This is a genomic window from Niallia circulans (assembly GCF_003726095.1).
Taxonomy (GTDB): domain Bacteria; phylum Bacillota; class Bacilli; order Bacillales; family Cytobacillaceae; genus Niallia; species Niallia circulans_A.
Genome location: NZ_CP026031.1, coordinates 1,529,877 through 1,547,009 on the forward strand (window position 1 = coordinate 1,529,877; position 17,133 = coordinate 1,547,009).

At 34.4% G+C, this 17,133-nt stretch carries 19 protein-coding genes and 3 pseudogenes; 5 read left to right on the top strand and 17 right to left on the bottom strand.

Going from position 1 to position 17,133, the window contains the following annotated elements; all coding sequences use genetic code 11:
* Positions 1 to 220: 220 nt before the first annotated feature.
* The 7 genes from C2I06_RS07225 to C2I06_RS07255 form a co-directional block, all read right to left on the bottom strand.
* Positions 221 to 505, bottom strand: a complete 285-nt coding sequence (locus tag C2I06_RS07225) for a 4a-hydroxytetrahydrobiopterin dehydratase family protein (protein ID WP_047940534.1) — start codon at positions 503 to 505, stop codon at positions 221 to 223.
* 149 nt (positions 506 to 654) lie between these two features.
* Complete coding sequence (locus C2I06_RS07230; protein ID WP_095333804.1) at positions 655 to 837, bottom strand: hypothetical protein; 183 nt, start codon at positions 835 to 837, stop codon at positions 655 to 657.
* Between the two features lie 159 nt (positions 838 to 996).
* Complete coding sequence (locus C2I06_RS07235) at positions 997 to 1,815, bottom strand: pentapeptide repeat-containing protein (RefSeq protein ID WP_123257776.1); 819 nt, start codon at positions 1,813 to 1,815, stop codon at positions 997 to 999.
* Between the two features lie 23 nt (positions 1,816 to 1,838).
* Positions 1,839 to 1,973, bottom strand: a complete 135-nt coding sequence (locus C2I06_RS07240) for a PspC domain-containing protein (protein ID WP_338134273.1) — start codon at positions 1,971 to 1,973, stop codon at positions 1,839 to 1,841.
* A gap of 107 nt (positions 1,974 to 2,080) precedes the next feature.
* A complete protein-coding gene (locus tag C2I06_RS07245; protein ID WP_123257777.1) occupies positions 2,081 to 2,827 on the bottom strand; it encodes a class I SAM-dependent methyltransferase in 747 nt (248 codons plus the stop codon).
* Between the two features lie 21 nt (positions 2,828 to 2,848).
* Complete coding sequence (locus C2I06_RS07250) at positions 2,849 to 3,418, bottom strand: histidine phosphatase family protein (RefSeq protein ID WP_095333796.1); 570 nt, start codon at positions 3,416 to 3,418, stop codon at positions 2,849 to 2,851.
* 53 nt (positions 3,419 to 3,471) lie between these two features.
* Positions 3,472 to 3,777, bottom strand: coding sequence for an NUDIX domain-containing protein (locus C2I06_RS07255; protein ID WP_163188601.1), 306 nt, complete (start codon positions 3,775 to 3,777; stop codon positions 3,472 to 3,474).
* A gap of 252 nt (positions 3,778 to 4,029) precedes the next feature.
* On the opposite strand from C2I06_RS07255, the pseudogene C2I06_RS07260 reads away from it, so the two are divergent.
* Positions 4,030 to 4,264, top strand: a pseudogene (locus C2I06_RS07260) (DUF378 domain-containing protein).
* Between the two features lie 86 nt (positions 4,265 to 4,350).
* Here the strand turns inward: C2I06_RS07260 and C2I06_RS07265 are convergent.
* The 8 genes and pseudogenes from C2I06_RS07265 to C2I06_RS07295 all read right to left on the bottom strand — a co-directional run bounded on the left by C2I06_RS07265 (position 4,351) and on the right by C2I06_RS07295 (position 11,060).
* Positions 4,351 to 5,601, bottom strand: a complete 1,251-nt coding sequence (locus C2I06_RS07265) for a DUF445 domain-containing protein (RefSeq protein WP_095333790.1) — start codon at positions 5,599 to 5,601, stop codon at positions 4,351 to 4,353.
* Between the two features lie 182 nt (positions 5,602 to 5,783).
* Complete coding sequence (locus tag C2I06_RS07270; protein WP_095333788.1) at positions 5,784 to 6,653, bottom strand: proline iminopeptidase-family hydrolase; 870 nt, start codon at positions 6,651 to 6,653, stop codon at positions 5,784 to 5,786.
* A gap of 44 nt (positions 6,654 to 6,697) precedes the next feature.
* Positions 6,698 to 7,072, bottom strand: a complete 375-nt coding sequence (locus C2I06_RS07275) for a VOC family protein (RefSeq protein ID WP_123257778.1) — start codon at positions 7,070 to 7,072, stop codon at positions 6,698 to 6,700.
* 208 nt (positions 7,073 to 7,280) lie between these two features.
* A complete protein-coding gene (locus C2I06_RS07280) occupies positions 7,281 to 7,994 on the bottom strand; it encodes a nucleotidyltransferase domain-containing protein (protein ID WP_123257779.1) in 714 nt (237 codons plus the stop codon).
* 30 nt (positions 7,995 to 8,024) lie between these two features.
* A pseudogene (locus C2I06_RS07285) lies at positions 8,025 to 8,917 on the bottom strand (PhzF family phenazine biosynthesis isomerase).
* 40 nt (positions 8,918 to 8,957) lie between these two features.
* Positions 8,958 to 9,536, bottom strand: a complete 579-nt coding sequence (locus C2I06_RS07290) for a DJ-1/PfpI family protein (RefSeq protein ID WP_095333780.1) — start codon at positions 9,534 to 9,536, stop codon at positions 8,958 to 8,960.
* Positions 9,537 to 9,883: 347 nt separating this feature from the next.
* A complete protein-coding gene (locus C2I06_RS24925) occupies positions 9,884 to 10,030 on the bottom strand; it encodes a hypothetical protein (protein ID WP_163188603.1) in 147 nt (48 codons plus the stop codon).
* A 157-nt stretch (positions 10,031 to 10,187) separates the two neighbouring features.
* Positions 10,188 to 11,060, bottom strand: coding sequence for an AraC family transcriptional regulator (locus tag C2I06_RS07295; protein ID WP_123257780.1), 873 nt, complete (start codon positions 11,058 to 11,060; stop codon positions 10,188 to 10,190).
* Positions 11,061 to 11,513: 453 nt separating this feature from the next.
* Between C2I06_RS07295 and C2I06_RS07300 the strand changes: the two genes are divergently transcribed.
* A complete protein-coding gene (locus C2I06_RS07300; RefSeq protein ID WP_095333768.1) occupies positions 11,514 to 12,965 on the top strand; it encodes an alanine/glycine:cation symporter family protein in 1,452 nt (483 codons plus the stop codon).
* A 736-nt stretch (positions 12,966 to 13,701) separates the two neighbouring features.
* Here C2I06_RS07300 and C2I06_RS07305 read toward each other — a convergent pair.
* Positions 13,702 to 14,172 carry a hypothetical protein gene (locus C2I06_RS07305; protein WP_249928289.1) on the bottom strand — a complete coding sequence of 157 codons (471 nt, stop codon included), beginning with the start codon at positions 14,170 to 14,172 and terminating at the stop codon, positions 13,702 to 13,704.
* A gap of 261 nt (positions 14,173 to 14,433) precedes the next feature.
* Here C2I06_RS07305 and C2I06_RS07310 point away from each other — a divergent pair, with 261 nt between their 5' ends.
* Positions 14,434 to 14,922 (top strand): SRPBCC family protein, encoded by a 489-nt coding sequence (locus C2I06_RS07310; RefSeq protein WP_123257781.1) that lies wholly within the window; start codon positions 14,434 to 14,436, stop codon positions 14,920 to 14,922.
* A gap of 188 nt (positions 14,923 to 15,110) precedes the next feature.
* On the opposite strand, the pseudogene C2I06_RS07315 reads toward C2I06_RS07310, so the two are convergent.
* Positions 15,111 to 15,530, bottom strand: a pseudogene (locus C2I06_RS07315) (IS1595 family transposase); the annotation flags it as partial.
* 281 nt (positions 15,531 to 15,811) lie between these two features.
* Between C2I06_RS07315 and C2I06_RS07320 the strand changes: the two are divergent.
* Both C2I06_RS07320 and C2I06_RS07325 read left to right on the top strand, forming a co-directional pair.
* A complete protein-coding gene (locus tag C2I06_RS07320; RefSeq protein ID WP_095333764.1) occupies positions 15,812 to 16,132 on the top strand; it encodes a hypothetical protein in 321 nt (106 codons plus the stop codon).
* Positions 16,133 to 16,539: 407 nt separating this feature from the next.
* Entirely contained in the window at positions 16,540 to 16,818 is a 279-nt protein-coding gene (locus C2I06_RS07325; RefSeq protein WP_123257782.1) for a hypothetical protein, read from the top strand.
* The last annotated feature ends 315 nt before the right edge of the window (positions 16,819 to 17,133 follow it).

The window sequence follows — 17,133 nt, forward strand, 5'->3', positions numbered from 1 at the left end:
AAGATTTTCTTTAAACATAGAAAATTGCTCCTGTTAAGTATGATTCGTCGATAAAATAAATATTAGGTAAAATAAAAACTTCACTAGCAATGGGAACGCTTCGAATATCATATACATGCTCCTATCCTATTCGATTATCTAATATATAATATGAAGCATCTCTTCTTTTGTAAGCGTTATCTTTGCAATAATAAAAAAAACTCTCAAACAGAGAGTCTCCTTAACTAACTTTATAAAACTTATCAATTTTACCAGCTAAAATTCTTAAAAAGTCATTAATGGTCATATTTTCAATTTTTTTAGAATACCATGACAATTTATTCCCCATGTCTTCTCCATCATAATTAACATTTAATGGAACATACCCTTTTGTTTTGGAAGCTAAAGTATGATCGAAGGCAATGATTAATACTTTCCCCTCAGGTGTTTCTAACTTCACTTTATACCTTGGAAATTTGTAATCTGTGCTATACTTTACACCTTTAATCTTAGCCTTTGTTTTCATACATTCTCCTTTTCGAGTGTGTCTATTACTATTATAGCTTAAATGAAGATAATTAGACATCTTTAATTGGGATAATGGAAACTATGGGTATTTGGTCTTAAGAAACAACAAATATTTCTACCTATCTCACAGCTTTTTTCTGTAAGTTATTATTCAGTGTCCGCTATTACCTCTAAAGAGCCCTCCTCGCTGTAATGGATGATATTCACAATTTTGTAATAAGCTTTTTCAATGACAATTGTTTCTCCAATGGAGGGAGGAATTTGATAAATAACTTGCTTTGATTGCCAGCCCTTTACTTTATGCTGATATAAAGTATTTAGTCTCACCATGTAATATCGCCTCTTTCTATGGATGATCTAACAATTAGTAGCTATATGAATATGTATGCATTTCTAAATTTGTCCTTTCCTTTTAAATGAAAAAATCTGAAGCCGGTTTAGGACTTCAGTTAAGAAAGAGCGCATTCCATAAAAAAGCTCCATAAATATTCACAAAATCTCTCTCTCTATCCAATGTTTGGGTCTTTCTAAATAGTTTGGTATTTTAGTATGAACATCGCCAATAGCGGAATTAATTTGCGATTGTGTAAGGAAGAGCGCAGCTTCCAGGTTTGCTACCCTTAAGTCAGCGTCTCGAAGATCCGCACCAATAAAATCAGCTCCTCGCAAATCACTATTACTTAGATTTGCAGCAATCATCAGCTTGCCTCGAAAATTTTCTCCTTGTAAATCTAATCCTTTTAAATCGGCCCCTATAAGGTCCGATTTATTTTTCAACCTCTTTTTCCCTTTATTCGTCCTACTCCCTCTATACTTTATACTTGCAGCAATTAAGAGCTCGTTAACTTTCCTTCGATGGGAATTAAGATCAATTGTTAAAATCTCTTGCGGTGTTCTTTCCGTTAGTTCAACGGTTTCATCATAAATAAGTTGAAGTTTATCATGAAAAGAAGCAGTTTCCTTTAACGTAAGTGCTTGATTTAGATACCAGAGCATTTCATGTAGTTGTTGAACAAGCGGAAAGATAAGGAACATTTCTTCTGCATGCTTACCACTCCGCCAATCTTTCCCTTTATAAATGGTTTGGGATACATGCTGCCCTGCACCGAAGCATTCATATGATACACAGCCGCGGAATCCTGTTTTTCTCAATTTATCATGGATGGAACAAGCATTGTCTGAACATAAATTTCTGCATGGTATCCCGCTCTCTTTATTAAAGGGAAAATCTGCTGATTCTCCATATGGCAATGCTACACAACATAATCCAAAGCAATTTTGACAATCCGACTTTAATGCATTAATCATTTCTAAATCTCCTAGTAATTTATTTACAAGCTTCTCGGGGAATCAGACATACTATTTACTAAAATAATATAAATTAGAATGGATACTGGCATAGTGATTATAAAGATTAAGCGAGTACCTAGTGGCGTAATTCCAAAAAACTCAGCAATCCCCCACAAACACCATAAATAGCTTTATTATTTTGGGATTTCCTCATTTTGCGATTCATCCTATCGTTCCCTTTCCATCAAATAAGCATGTGAAATTTCATTATCATTTTCTCAATTCATTTCCTGGCAATAATCGTAAATTCCCATGGAATATTCTCCTTTTTCCATCCAGGATGTTCCTCAAATCGATCTAATGTAAACCTAGCCGTAATAACTGCATTAAGAATTTCGCTAAGTGTATAAAAGCGGAGAGAAACATCGTGAAAACCATCTTGCTCTTCTTCAGGGAAAAAATGTTTATATGCGATATCGCCTGAATGTATTTCCGTATCAAAATAAGTGTGCATCGCCGAGAAATCTTTATTCAAGCATTTCAGCAAAGGATGATAATCGCTTAGAATCATTGTGCCATCCTTTTTTAAAATTGAAAATAAAAGGGACATAAGTTGATCTAAATCATGAAAATAATGGAGTACTCCCCCTTCCAAATAGAGAATGTCAAACGTTTCTCCATATGTTTGTAAATCGATGTCATAAACATCTCCTACCACATAATTTATGGAAGTATTAGCATAATAAGCTAGCTCGTTCGCGTATTGTTCATTTTCCTTTGATATATCGAAGACTGTCACATCAGCTCCTAACAGTGCTAATGGCACTGCCTTCCTGCCATTTGATCCACATAGATTTGCTATCTTTTTCCCCTCAACATTCTCTAATAATGCTTGATGCTTTTTTAAACTTGCTCGAGGGTCTTTCCTTATTTCTTTCGCTTTTTCCTTTGGGCGGCCATCTCGCTTTATCCAAAATTCATAGGCACGATATTCCCATGCCGCTTTATTAGTCGCACTTTGCTCATTCATAAGAAAGTCCTCCCCTTAAAATCACTCCCACAATCTTTCCACTTCTACTAATTCATTTTTCATAAATTTCATTCGGTAAATATCTGGCTTTGTCGTATGAAGTAAAAATTCTAAATCAAACCGCCTATCGTAGTAGCTCATCATTAACGTCATTACTACACCGTGGGTTCCGATTGCGATCTTTTTTCCTGCATATGTAGTTAGTAACTGTTTTAAAACCTTTATTGCCCGTTTTTGACATACTCTATTAGACTCAGCTCCAGCTAACGCATAATCTGGATTCGAAAACGATTTACTAAGAAATGGATACAATTCATTATTAGTTAATGGAACAGTATCTAGACTAAACACTTTTTCTTTTAAATCTTCCATAATGAACACCTCTTTGCCCAAGGCTGCAGCTAAATCATTAATGGTTAAGATAGCACGTTGATAAGGACTGGAAACAAAAAGATCAATTTCTTCCTTTTGTAGCATTTTGCTTATACGTTCAGAATCCTCTTTTCCTTTTTCTGTTAACCCTCTTGTTCGTTCTGTTCCTTGGGCTTTTGGCGATTCACCGTGTCTTACCATGTAAATATATGTTATCATTTTACTCTCCCACATTTTCCCCTCTAATACGTAACCATTCCGTAGTTTTTTTCTTAATAAAGTTCTTTTCGATAAAGGTAAGAACCTCTATTTCCTGGCAGTGTTACGAATTCCTTTGCTTCTTCAAAAGACAACCATTTATAGCCACTATGCTCATTATTTAAACGTACATCTTGATTTTCCTCTATAAAGCTAACAAATACTGGGGTAATATATAGGGAGTTTTCTCCAGGCGAATATATTTGGTCAAATGTATTCGAACTATAAAGGGCTAGCTTGGTAATACCTGTTTCTTCCTTTACCTCTCTTAAACTGCTTCCTAAGCTTTTTCCCCCTGTTCTAGGCTTCCCCCTATGCAACACCACATATCTTAAATACTGGAGTTGCTCGTTTCAATAATAGAACTTTATCTAAAGACAACCGCTATCCCAGCACTGCAAATCGGTGTTTGTATCCCTTTCATTTTTTTAACTCCAAACATGTTTTGTAAAATTAAGTCTTTTTTTATTATAGTTCTTTTTCTCAAAAACTGGTAATATTTCTTGTATTTTATTTTTATAAAAGAGGGATAAACATACTAGTAAATTTCTTAACAAATAGGAGGTTAAAAGATGTGTGTATTACAGAAATTTGCCTTAATGCTAATCGTGATTGGTGCTGTTAATGGGGGACTTATCGGTTTATTTCAGTACGTTCTTGATGTAGCGATTTTTGGAGGACAGCATACAGGATTTTCTCGTATTATCTATATGTATAGGTGGAATTACTGGTTTATTGAGTCTTAGCTTATTTTTCTCATCTGAAAGCTTCTCAAAACCAAACTTTCAAAAGCGTCCCCCCTATTAAATTGGAATATAATCGTTATTAAACAAATTAAAACGGCAAACAAAACTATGCATTGGTTTTGTTTGCCGTTTTCAATTATTATCTTCTTATAAAATATTCGCCACTAACTGAATTCCACTTAGAAACAGACCGATAATAAATCCGCATACGGCTCCGTTTACCCGAATCCATTGCAAATCTTTGCCTACATTATTCTCAATCATATCGACAAGTGTTTCGTTATCCAGCTTATCCAGATTTTCTTTTACTAAATTGCCAATTTGATCATGGTTTTTCTCAATAAAATGAGAAATTTGGTGAATAATCCATGGATCAATCTTTTCGCCATTTTCTTCAATTTTTCCCACTAGCTGAAGAATAAATGGAAGAGCTTTTGTTTCCATAAACTCCTCATTTTCAAGAAGTTCGATTGCTTTCTCTTGTGCTTGCTTGAGGCTTGTTAAGATTGTATGATTGGACTCAAGCGAATCAAGGACTTTATCTTTCCATGTATAGATTCCTGCTAATACTTTCTCGTTTTCTGGAAGGCTTTCAATTTCCTTACGAATGTAGTGAACCAATGCTTCACGGTTTTGCTCCCCATCTTTTTGAAGACTACGCATTCCACTTAAGCAAAGATTTTGGACAATTTGCCCTAACTTTTCTTCTGTTAAAATATTCTGCAATGTCTTTAACGCAAATTGCAGCATGCCGCTTGCCTCAACATTATTTAACACATTCATCGAAACAGAACCAAGTTTTAGAGCTGTTTCTTCTTTTCGCAGCCAAGCTTCCGTTTTTACTAGAACATGATCCAATGCTTTCTTATCCACTTCTTCTGAAATTAATTGCTTTGTAAGCAGCTGTAGAATATTACTTATTTGTACATCTGATAAAGCTGCTGACATTTGCTTACGCACGAATGGAGTTATTTTTTCGACGTCTATATTTCTAATTGCTTGCTGTGTAGCTTTTATCATTGCTTTCTTTACTGGCTCTGTTTCTATTCTTGTTTTGATGGCGGCAGTGATTTTTTCGGTAAAAGGAATATTCTTCACTTTATCCTGGATACTTTCCTTTGATAACCAATCCTTTTTCAAAACAGTCACTAGCCCATTTACCATCCTATCCCTATTTTTAGGTAATAAACCAGTATGTGGGATTGGCAAACCTAAAGGATGTCTAAATAGTGCTGTAACGGCAAACCAGTCTGCTAGACCACCGACAAGTCCAGCCTCAAAACCGCCATGAATTAAATGTATCCAACTATTATCTTGAAATGGAAATGTCAGGATAAACCCCAATCCCATAATAAGAAGTGAATACCTTGCAAGCTTTCTTGATGATTTTTTTTCCACGCATTGTCCCTCATTTTACTTTTAAAATCGTTTTTACATCTTTTTAGATGTAGAACCTCTATTCAGTAGTATACCAATAATCACCTAAAAACAGAAAGAGAAAGTAGATTTTTAGCTTTTTTTTCTTATGGTATAACAAAAGCCAAAAGATCTGTTCGACCTTTCAGCTTCCTCGCACCGCTTTATAACTTGTCTAATGGCGCTAAAAATTCATTCATTACCTGTCTATACTGCTCAGGTTCTTCTATATAGGCCATATGGGCACTTTCTTCAAATACATGAAAAGATGCATGTGGAGTTCTGCTACTATAATATTCTGTTGATGCTGGTGTTGCTTCATCATAGCGCCCACATGTATACAATGTTGGTATAGAAATTTCTGCTAACTGTTCCGTACAATCAAATGTTTTTAAGTTCCCTTGTACAGTAAATTCTGAAGGTCCCCACATTATTTGATACACATGTGGATTTCTAAAGTGCTTTCCTTGTTTTAAATGTTCTGGATAAGGCTTTAATCTACACACAAAATGATCATTAAACACTTCAATCGCTTGTTGAAAAGCAGGTGTATCTGTCGTTCCGTTTTCTTCACAGCTTCTGATCGTTTCTTGCACCTCTAGTGGTAATAAAGCTAAATTTTTCTTTTGATCTTTTTCCCACAATGGTGCACTTAAACACGGACTGGAGAAAATAATGCTGCTAATTCCTTCTCGATTATTAAAATAAGAAGCAGCGGCAAGAGTTGTGCCCCATGAATGGCCAAGAATATGGACTTTTTTCAATTCTAATCCTTTACGAACTTGCGCGACTTCTTCGACAAACCTGTCTAATGTCCATAGGGAATCATCATCTGGTCGATCTGACTTTCCACAGCCTAACTGATCATATAATATGACTGGTCGATCGGTTGCCAAGTCCTTTAACCCCTGTAAAGAGTATGAGCTAGAACCTGGTCCTCCATGTAAAATAAGCAGTGGAGTCCCTTCTGCTGTCTCATTATGTATGATATACCATACTTTTCCTCCTGTAACCTCTATATATCCTTCTTTCATCCGCTTACTCCTTTTCGCATTTTACTACTAGTTTAGCCTATTAATTATTCCGATATCTTTTTTTCGATAATCTCCACGCGATTTCCAAATGGGTCACGAAACTCAAACCGTTCATAGCCTTCAATAGGAATAGAATCAGTTATTTCTACTCCTAGATCATTCAGTTTATTTTTCCAATCCAACATACTATCTACTTGGTAAGCAAGGTGGGACTTAGTTGAATAACGATCAAATCCTTCTTCTGTTCCAACATGTACATCCATATTTCCTAGAGATAGCCAAAAACCCCCTCTTCCTTGTAAGGATGCAGGCTTCGCTATTTCTTTTATACCTAGCTCGCCACAATAAAAATCCTTAGCCTTTTGTTCCATTCCTTTAGGAATGGTTATTTGCACATGATGCACACCAATTATAGTCATCTTCCTTTTCCCTCCCAGATCTTCGTCCTATTAATTTTATAATAGTCTAGCCAAATAAAACATATCGTAAATCTAATCATTTATGATTAGAAAAAATAATGGTAAATAATGGTCAATAAGTCATTTATCTCCTTAGATACTATGAAAATACGGCAAAGAATAAATCATATATAAAAACCAGGAGACTAGCGAAGGTACAAATTAGGTTTTATGTTTCCTTACCAAGTGAAAATCCCGCAAACAGCTTGCCTCCATATGGCTTTAATACTTTTTCCGTAATTTCTATAATTTTATCTTTTTCTCTGGTTCTATAAAAGCAATCAAATGCTTCAATAAACTCATCTGCAAATAGAGAATCATATTGTCGTAAAGCCCTGACCATCCATTTCGATGTGCCAATCCATTGCTTATTTACTCTTAAAACAAATTCATGGAGAAGAAAGCTTAATGTACTTGCAATGAAAATTTCCTCTTGTTTATTGTCCGCTCCTATCAAATCGTCTAGCACGTCTGTTATAAAGTAACGCTTCGTACGAATTGTTTCCTCTGACCATTCTTTCGGTCCCTCTGCCAGCATTTGTTTTGCTTCTTGTTTGATTGCTTGCAAAGCTCCGTCGTCTCTTAATATGATTCCTTCTGTAACCATTCGCTGCATAGAAGGTTTGGCTATATTATAGTCCATTAAGAAGAAATCTTTATAGGAAGATAAATTATGTACAAATACTTCAATTGGCCAACCAAATTCCATCATAGACTCTCTATAAGAGGAGACGATCTTTTCATCAAAAATGACAATATCAAGATCGGAAGTAGCTGTTGCTTGTCCCCTTACTACACTTCCGGCTAAAACAGCAGCATTACAGTTTGCATAATATGTATCTATAAAAAGGCGGGCTGCTTCTACTGGCTCTAATCTTTCCATGTAATTAACTCCTTTTCCTAATCATTATATTCAATCAATAGTTATTATTAATTCCTTGACAAATACTGCTGTTCCACTAATCTCCACATCTAATTGACCATTCCTCTCAGAAACAATAACAGATACTCTCCCATCATGACCTATCTCCTGACCTTGTTCAATAACAATAGACTTATTTTTCCATGCCTCATCTACATACTTAATATAATATGCCCCATCACTCCTGACGCTGTGCCCGTAACTGGATCCTCGGTTGTCCCAGAGTAAGGAGAAGAAAAATGCCTTCCATGCATAATTGCATTTATATCATAGGTTTCTAGGCAAAATGGATGAATGGATGCATGAGGAATTTCCGCTAAAATAGCTGGAAACAAGTCATTTTTAACAGCCATTTTTGAAAATACACGCAGTTCTTTAATAGGAATGAGGAGTGTCCACAGCCCCGTATTGCCATAAAGAATCGGAAAATTTGTATCTAAATCAGATTCTTTAAGACCGATTGCTTCTGCTAATGCTAAACGTGAACCTTTGAATTCTTTAAATTGCGGTGTAACTTGCTTCATCGTAATGGCAGGCTTAGACTGATCACGATGATTAATTTTAATCGGAAGCACTCCCGCTTTTGTCTCGATGGAATAAAGTTCTTTGTCTGAGAGCAGCCCCATCGTTTTTAGTGCAAAAACAGTAGCGATAGTAGCGTGACCACAAAGATTCACTTCATGTCCAGGAGTAAAATAACGAATATTTAGATCAGCACATTCTGATGGTAAAACAAACGCCGTTTCATTAAAACCTACCTCTTTGGCTATTTTCTGCATTTCTATCTCGGTATATTGCTCTCCCGCTAACACGATTCCAGCAGGATTTCCCTTATTCGGCTGATCAGTAAATGCATCATAATGTAAAACAGTAATTTTCTTCATTTCCATTTTCCTCCTACTAATCTATTTATCTCTTCCTTTATTATCTATCATATTCCATCCGCTTTGCTGTTTCCCTTCCTACTTCCTCGCCGTATAACTTCTCCACTATATGAAAGGACATATTGATTCCGGCAGATATCCCACCAGAAGTTAGTATCTTTCCTTCATCTACAAATTTCACTTCCCTAACTATCTGAACCTTTGGGAATTCCTGCTCTAAGCGATCAATATCCATCCAGTGCGTGGTAGCCTTTAAATTATCCAACAACTCAGCCTTCGCTAATAAAAATGCTCCTGTACAGACAGAAGTCATAAATTCCACTTTCCTTGATTGCTTTTTAATCCACTTAATGGAAACCGGATTATAAATTTCGATTTCTTCTGCACCATAGCCGCCTGGAACAATGAGAATATCCAGAACAGGATGGTTTTCAAAAGAAAAATCTGCTTCTATTCTAAGACCATTTCTTGCTAAAATAGTTCCACCTTTTTCTGAAATAGTATAGACATGGAATAATTTATTCTCCCCACCAGCTAAAGAAAAAACTTCAAATGGACCAGCAACATCCAATACTTCTACTTCATTGTAAATGAATATTCCGACAATTAGTTCCTTCATGTTCCCCCCTAAAATAGATATATATGTAAAATAAAGAAAAATCAATTAACAACTCTAGTCTTTACATCCTAACACGTTTTGCGAATTTTAAAATAATATTTTTACTAAATTTCTTATAAATAGGCTCTGTTAAAGTTTAAAGATGATATTTCTTATAAAATAAAGTTCCATTTTATAATATTTGCTTATTAAACTAAGGCATCTGTTAGTGACATACCCTATTAATTTTTTGGATTGAGTTAATGGTTAAAGAATAAATCGTATATGTGTCTTCTGTATTCATAATGGTTTCTGACTTTTCATCAACCCAAATTTCAATTATTTCTATATCCCCTATAACTAATGATTCATAACTGTTCTCTATTGGATAAATAGTTTTCTATACTTTTATGATAATTTTGTCGATTATCAACCTTTACTTCACTATTTTGCTTGCAAACAAATAAAACCAACTGATAGAAGATATAGGATAAGATTAAACTTATTTTTTTCATAAATGAAAGTTCCCTTAACAATCTTTGTAATTTAGGCGAACAAATCCCTTTCTCCGATTCAAATATATTACTAACCGATTTATCTCACCTCTTGTTAAACTAACCTCCTATAGAAAAAAGAGCTGACCCAAGCAGCTCTTTGATCTAAAAAATAAAATTATTTTTTTAAAACTGGAATCCAAATTTCGCTTTTCACAAATGGTGAAGTTAAATCTTGGGTTTTAATCGACAAGATTTCGGGTCCTTCTGTTACTTGATAATTGGAAGATGGAAACCACTCAGAAAAAATCCTCCCCCAAGTTTCCTGTAAAGTACTAGGAAAAGCTCCCGTTGATTCAAATATCGCCCAGGTTAAAGCAGGAACTTCAAGTTTTGAAAAGTTTTCAGGACATTCTTCTGTTGTTGTCACTCCTATATACTGATCAAGCTCTCCTTTTTCTTCCATACGTCCATCAGAAAAGTTTGTAGATGCTTGAATCATTCCTTTAGGTTCAGCATTAGAGAGTTTTTTTAATTGATCTATTTTTTCCATAGTCAAAGATTTCCACATTGCTGTAATTTCCGGGTTTTCCCCTTCAAAAATAATTGGAACTCTTTTCATCATACCAACTATGTTAAATGCTTTTTTTTGTTCAATTCGGTAATTCATTTCATTTCCTCCTCTAATTGATAATTGGAAGGTCATTGGTGGAAAGGCTTTTAATTGCTGTCCGTTGTTTCTTGCTTCTGATGGTGTTACACCATGGAAATTTTGAAAAGCTCTAGTAAAAGAGTCTGGAGAATTGTATCCATATTTAACCGCAATATCAATTATCTTTAAAATACTATTTGTAAGCTCAAATGCAGCCAAACTCAGTCGTCTACGGCGAATGTATTCTGATAATGTTATACCTGCAAGAAAAGAAAACATTCTTTTAAAATGATATTCGGAGCAATGAGCGATTCTTGCCACTATTTTAAAGTCTATTTCGTTCGTGAGGTTCTCCTCAATATATCCCATTGCATCATTCATGTTCTTAAGCAAATCCATTAAATGCCCCCCTTTCATCAATAGAATAACAGGAGTTGTATGTATCCGTCCGACATTATGTGCACCATTTTGTCGGTTTAATCCTATCTTTTACTAAACTGACCATTTCTACCATAAGAAAGATCTTACATATTACAGTTTACTTCCACTTTAGCACCACATGAAAAAGGCCTCCCTTTACATTAGGAAAGTCTCCTATAGTTTGAGAGAAATGATTCACAATGTTCTTTTTAAAAATTTTTCTTCTAGTAGGATTAAAAAGGAGAAGAATCTAAAAAGACCTTACTAAATTATCTGTAGATCATTGGACTTTTAGATTCATCTATTAATATAAAAAATAATAAAAGCTTCTTACTGTGGATAATAGGGCAATAAATTTTATTGTATTATAGTTTCTAATAAATTATAATTAAATTCTGAATATTAAAACACACCACTTAAAGGAGTATGAATATGGAAGAAATCGTGACTTTTATTAACGGGATACTATGGAGTACCCCAGTCATTTATATTGTATTAGTAATCGGTCTTATATTTACGTTTGTATCTAAATTTCTTCAAATTAGACATATAAAGGAAATGATTGTCCTCATGTTCCATGGAAAGAGTTCAGAGGCTGGAGTCTCTTCCTTTCAAGCACTTTCCATCGCATTATCCGGTAGAGTTGGGACAGGTAACATTGCTGGGGTAGCTACTGCCATTGCCTTTGGAGGACCTGGTGCCGTGTTCTGGATGTGGTTTATGGCTTTTATAGGAGCTTCTACAGCTTTTATTGAATCAACACTCGCACAGATCTATAAAGTAAAGCAAGATGGCCAGTATAGAGGAGGGCCTGCATATTATATCGAAAAGGGAATCGGATCAAAGTGGTTTGCATTTCTATTTGCAGGAGCAGCAATCATTTCCATGTCGATATTAATGCCAGGTGTCCAGTCGAATTCAATAGCAGTTGGCATGAAAAACGCCTTTAACATGCCTACATATATAACAGGACTATTGGTAGTTTTACTGTTGGGGTTCATCATCTTTGGTGGTGTCAAACGGATAGCAAATGTAGCTCAGGTAATTGTTCCGATTATGGCTCTAGGCTATATCCTTTTATCCATCGTTATCGTTTTAATGAACATTAAAGAACTACCGGGAGTTTTTACTTTGATCTTTAAAAGTGCCTTTAACCTTGAAGCTACATTCGGTGGCATGATGGGTATGGCCATTGCATGGGGTGTAAAACGGGGAATCTACTCAAATGAAGCAGGACAAGGAACCGGACCACACCCATCAGCTGCTGCAGAAGTATCCCATCCTGTAAAACAAGGACTTGTTCAGGCATTTTCTGTGTATATCGACACCTTGCTTGTTTGCTCAGCTACTGCCTTTATGATCTTGTTCACAGGAATGTACAATACAAAAGCCCCAAATGGAACAATGATTATTAATAATGTAGAAGGTGTAGAGGCTGGACCAGGGTTTACTCAGGCAGCAATCGATAGTCAAATCCCTGGATTTGGTTCTGGTTTTGTAGCTATTTCTTTGTTTTTATTCGCATTCACGACTATCATGGCCTATTATTATATTGCAGAAACAAACTTGACCTATCTGCTCCGTAATAGAAATAACCGATTTTTTTCTGACTTACTGAAACTGGTTTTACTTTTTGCCACTTTTTATGGGTCCACTAAAACAGCCAGCCTAGCTTGGGCACTTGGTGATATTGGTTTAGGCTTAATGGTTTGGCTTAACATGATTGCTATCGTGATATTGGCTAAACCCGCTTTCATTGCATTAAAAGACTATGAAAAACAGAAAAAGCAAGGTTTAGATCCTGTTTTTAATCCAGAAACATTGGGAATCAAAAATGCAGACTTTTGGGTAAAGGAAGAAAAAGATAAAGATAAAGCCGTTTAACAGCAGAAAGACCTTCTCCTAAATAGGGAGAAGGTCTTTCTGCTGTTGGAGTTTTTGGGTAATTACACTGCCTCTTCTATCTCCCCAAGAATAGAGGATTTTGTTTTATACCTTTTATTCTTTATGTCTAAAATCTCCAATAAAGAGGATTATTTTTATTTTATGAAGGAATGTACTTAAACTAATCTTCCCATAGCACTATAAGAAAAACGCTCTATTATTTGAAAGCTCCCAACTGTTTAAGTGCATTGATTCACAAGCTCCATCATCAAAAATACAAAAAAGTCTATGAATTTATAGCATTGCCTTATGTAAATTCAGTTTTTTACCCTTGCCTAGTATTAATTTTTGAATGATGAACTAATTCGTGATTTATAAAAGAAGAAAATCATTGTTCTATAGATTTGTTCAATAATATCAGGATTTGAATTGTATTCATCAGGGATAATCCTTACTTTTTGAATTACAGCCTCAACTCTCTTTAGTGCTTTAACATCTTCAGTATCTTTATGTTTAATTATTATTTATTATTAAACATATATAAGACATCATTTTCTAAAATTAATCTATTTTTTCCTTTAAGTGTTTATATCTCTGATTCACCAATATAAGTTCTTGTACAAACTTCATTACTGTTAGAATCTATATTTAATTTGCTTTCATTTTCACTGTTTTCTATACTATCCATTTGTACGTTATGGTTTGTAAAGTTAATTGGGGCTAAAAATTCAAGTTTTTATCTTTTTGCTAGTATTTCTTTTGCAACCGGAAATTCACCTAAATGCATATGTTTTTGAAGCAGTTGATTTGAAATTTGAATTGGATAATTTGTTTTCTCGTTTTGATTAACTCCCAAAACTTGTAGTAATTCATCATGGAATTCTTCTAAGGTAGGTATTTTACCTTCACGCATATGTTCTTTTTGGATTTTAAGAAGCAAAAATGGAATTTGGGCTTTTTCTTCTCCACTTAACTCTTTTTTCAAAACAATATAATTAATATCAGATAGTAAATCTGAAGATATAGTTTGGTCCTCAATAATTTTCATCAAAAGATTTTCTAAAAGTTCAATCTTAGAATTCAAGTTATAAACTTCTTTATCCAAACGTTCTACTTGGTTTTCTAAATTTCCAATCACTTCTGATGTCTTTTCAAAATCCATATTAACACCTTCTCTTACCTCTTCAATATTTTTACACTCTCTCATATTTTTTCTCCTCTCTACTCAGGAAACTAACCTCTTATTAGTACTTAATTTTATTTTATCATTTCATTTGGAAACTTACCCTTTTTATTACCTTATTCAATGAACCTCCCTCTTTACTTCCATAGGCAAAATTCCATTTACTACAGGAATACTGCACCCGTTCGTAAAGAGGATTATGAAACTTACATTCAAATTACCATTTCAAATTTTTTCCAATTATAATAATATTAAAGTGTAATTATTTTACAAAGGAGAGTTCTTATGACAACTACTACAAATGATAAAACTATTATTAAAGATGTAACAATTAATGCACCATTAAATTTAGTGTGGTTTGCCTGGACAATTTCTGAAAGAGTTTCTGAATGGTTTGCACCTGAAACTGTTGTAGAAGCTAAAGAAGGTGGTGCATATGAACTTTACTTTATACCTGGAAATAAGGAGGGTATGAATACGAAGGATTGTAAAATCACAAAACTTATTAATGAAAAAGAGCTACATTTTACTTGGAAAGGACCAGACCAATTTGAGACATTAATGAACAATAAAAATGAATTAACAAATGTAAACGTAAGTTTTAAATCAATCAATGAGGATTCTACCAAGGTTATTGTTAAACATATTGGATTTAAAGATAATGAGGACTGGACCGAAGCAATTAATTGGCACCAAATGGCTTGGTCAGGAGTTCTTGATAGTCTAAAATCTGCTCTCGAAAATGGCGAAGGAAATTTATGTTGCCAACCTTAAAAAAGAATATTCTACATACACCATCTATATTTTTAAGTATGTAAATGGTTTTTATTTCCTAAAAAGCACTAAGTACCTATCTCGTGATGTAGGAATTGTTGTTCAACTAAATCCCTCGTTAGTTAAACAAGCAGTAATGCTTATATCGTCAATTTTGATAACCTAAGTGTATCATACGTTTCCATATTTTATATTAAATTCCCTTTAATCAACAAGTCATCCATAGTAATAGGATTCCTTTGATATTGAATAGATTCTAACACCTAAAACCAAGCAAGATAATTATTCAGGTATTTAGTTGCAACTCCATTAGAACGTTGTATCCCTCCTTTAAGCCTTCGGTGATAATAGTTAACGTTCTGGATATGGTATAGTCTCTTTGTGCGAACCTTACCATCTGACTTGAATTGAAAAATATCCATCCCTTTTTCAGCAGCATATGTTTTAAAGGCATGCCAAGAATCGGTGCGTAAAACACTTGCATTTGAAAGTTTATGACCGATAGCTTTGTCTAACTGCTCATTTGTTAATCGACCCATTCCCAATACCTGCAAAAAAAGTCATCTCTTCACGGTTCTTGCGACTAAGACATAAACTTGTTCGTTACTTCATCTCCATCAACAATCATTGATTATGTGCCAGTTCCTTTCGAAGAAGATACAGTAAGTGCATCAATTAAATACTCTCATAGTCGGTGCTTTTCTGCTGGATTTAGTTTTTGTATGGCTTTAAGAATATCAGTTGCTCACACGTTCATCACCATTTTTATATAGTTATATCCATTACAGAATGTAAGTTCTTATAAATCGAAATATCAACAACAGACTTTAACAGAGCCTATAAATAAATGGTATAATATTTGTTCGAATGATTTAATTGGGAGGAATATATGATTCAAGCAATTGGCGTCGTTGATTTTCATTACAAGCCAATGAGAACAACGAAATATAAAGAGAATGTAACAAAGCGGATTAACGCAAAAACAAATAAATTCGATGACTCTTTTGAAGTTCTGACGATTTCAGAACCATATGATATGGATGGAGATATTTATGTCCGTGTTTCCTGCTCATTTACCATTTATATGTACGAAAAAGCCTATATTCGAAATCCCGAAGAGTATGTGGGTTCTGTATTTCCTACATTAAAAGAACGGATTACACCACATATCATTGCTACAAAGGTTTATAGTTTAACGAAAAGAAGATGATGTTTAAGGGAAGACTGATAAATTATAATAAACGCACCTAAAAAATAATATAATTCTTTGAAAATTCATCTTTAACTAACGTGGTATTTAGTAAAATTAGTATGGTGGAACTAATAACCTTAAGAATACACAAAATGTAAGAATCACGAGAAGAGACTACAAAAATTAGATCAACAAACAAAGTAGGTAGGATGCATGGAAGAAAAAAACAAAAAAATGGAAACATATTTTAATACAAAGGATATTGCCAAACGTAATGCCTTATTAAAGCAATTAGTATTTGACTTGCCAGATGACGGAAAGGATTTTTTTTAAAAGCATATAAAAAAGAGCGATATTTAGATATGCGACTTACTGCGATTCGAGGATATGCTGGCTTTGCAAGTGAAGAAGAGGTGGCCATTTTAATGAATAGGATGTTGGAAATCTTAACAAAGCGCCCCGAAAGTACTCCATATAATTATCAGGAATATGAAATCTTGCGGTCTGCTTTTTTGCTACCCTACCTGCTAGAAATATATCCTTATGACTGTTTCAAAAAATTTAATGAACAGTTAGAAAAACAGTACGATGCCATGCCCGATGTTTTCAAAGGAATGTTCACCTGCAATGATAAAGGTGAACATATCCAACTAGTTCCTCCAGCAGTAGTACAGAAACGGATTGCAGCTTTCCAGCGTGGGTAAAAGACGTCTCTAAGTGGTCCTTGAATCCACGAGCCGCTTTTGTCATTATCTCTAAGTAATATACAAAAGAAAATGATTTCGCCCCGCTATCACTTAGTATCCATGTTACTTTTAAAGACGTTCCTTTGAGCACAAACATATATAAATCTACGAAAATCAAAATTAAATAATCTTAATATCATTTCACATTAGCAAGTCTTGCTGTTGATTTACATATTACGCAAATGGTTAATCGAGCATGGTGCCATACGTTAATGAAAAATGGGAGGTTATAGCTTGAACGGAAAAAAACGAAAAAAGACTCCTTTTTTGGGA

Coding starts and splice junctions, on each gene's coding strand:
- C2I06_RS07325 (WP_123257782.1), top strand. CDS start 16,540: ATGAATAGGATGTTGGAAATCTTAACAAAGCGCCCCGAAAGTACTCCA.
- C2I06_RS07270 (WP_095333788.1), bottom strand. CDS start 6,653: ATGAAAGAAGGATATATAGAGGTTACAGGAGGAAAAGTATGGTATATC.
- C2I06_RS07310 (WP_123257781.1), top strand. CDS start 14,434: ATGACAACTACTACAAATGATAAAACTATTATTAAAGATGTAACAATT.
- C2I06_RS24925 (WP_163188603.1), bottom strand. CDS start 10,030: ATGAAAAAAATAAGTTTAATCTTATCCTATATCTTCTATCAGTTGGTT.
- C2I06_RS07235 (WP_123257776.1), bottom strand. CDS start 1,815: ATGATTAATGCATTAAAGTCGGATTGTCAAAATTGCTTTGGATTATGT.
- C2I06_RS07225 (WP_047940534.1), bottom strand. CDS start 505: ATGAAAACAAAGGCTAAGATTAAAGGTGTAAAGTATAGCACAGATTAC.
- C2I06_RS07305 (WP_249928289.1), bottom strand. CDS start 14,172: ATGAGAGAGTGTAAAAATATTGAAGAGGTAAGAGAAGGTGTTAATATG.
- C2I06_RS07320 (WP_095333764.1), top strand. CDS start 15,812: ATGATTCAAGCAATTGGCGTCGTTGATTTTCATTACAAGCCAATGAGA.
- C2I06_RS07280 (WP_123257779.1), bottom strand. CDS start 7,994: ATGGAAAGATTAGAGCCAGTAGAAGCAGCCCGCCTTTTTATAGATACA.
- C2I06_RS07250 (WP_095333796.1), bottom strand. CDS start 3,418: ATGATAACATATATTTACATGGTAAGACACGGTGAATCGCCAAAAGCC.
- C2I06_RS07300 (WP_095333768.1), top strand. CDS start 11,514: ATGGAAGAAATCGTGACTTTTATTAACGGGATACTATGGAGTACCCCA.
- C2I06_RS07290 (WP_095333780.1), bottom strand. CDS start 9,536: ATGAAGGAACTAATTGTCGGAATATTCATTTACAATGAAGTAGAAGTA.
- C2I06_RS07275 (WP_123257778.1), bottom strand. CDS start 7,072: ATGACTATAATTGGTGTGCATCATGTGCAAATAACCATTCCTAAAGGA.
- C2I06_RS07230 (WP_095333804.1), bottom strand. CDS start 837: ATGGTGAGACTAAATACTTTATATCAGCATAAAGTAAAGGGCTGGCAA.
- C2I06_RS07295 (WP_123257780.1), bottom strand. CDS start 11,060: ATGGATTTGCTTAAGAACATGAATGATGCAATGGGATATATTGAGGAG.
- C2I06_RS07245 (WP_123257777.1), bottom strand. CDS start 2,827: ATGAATGAGCAAAGTGCGACTAATAAAGCGGCATGGGAATATCGTGCC.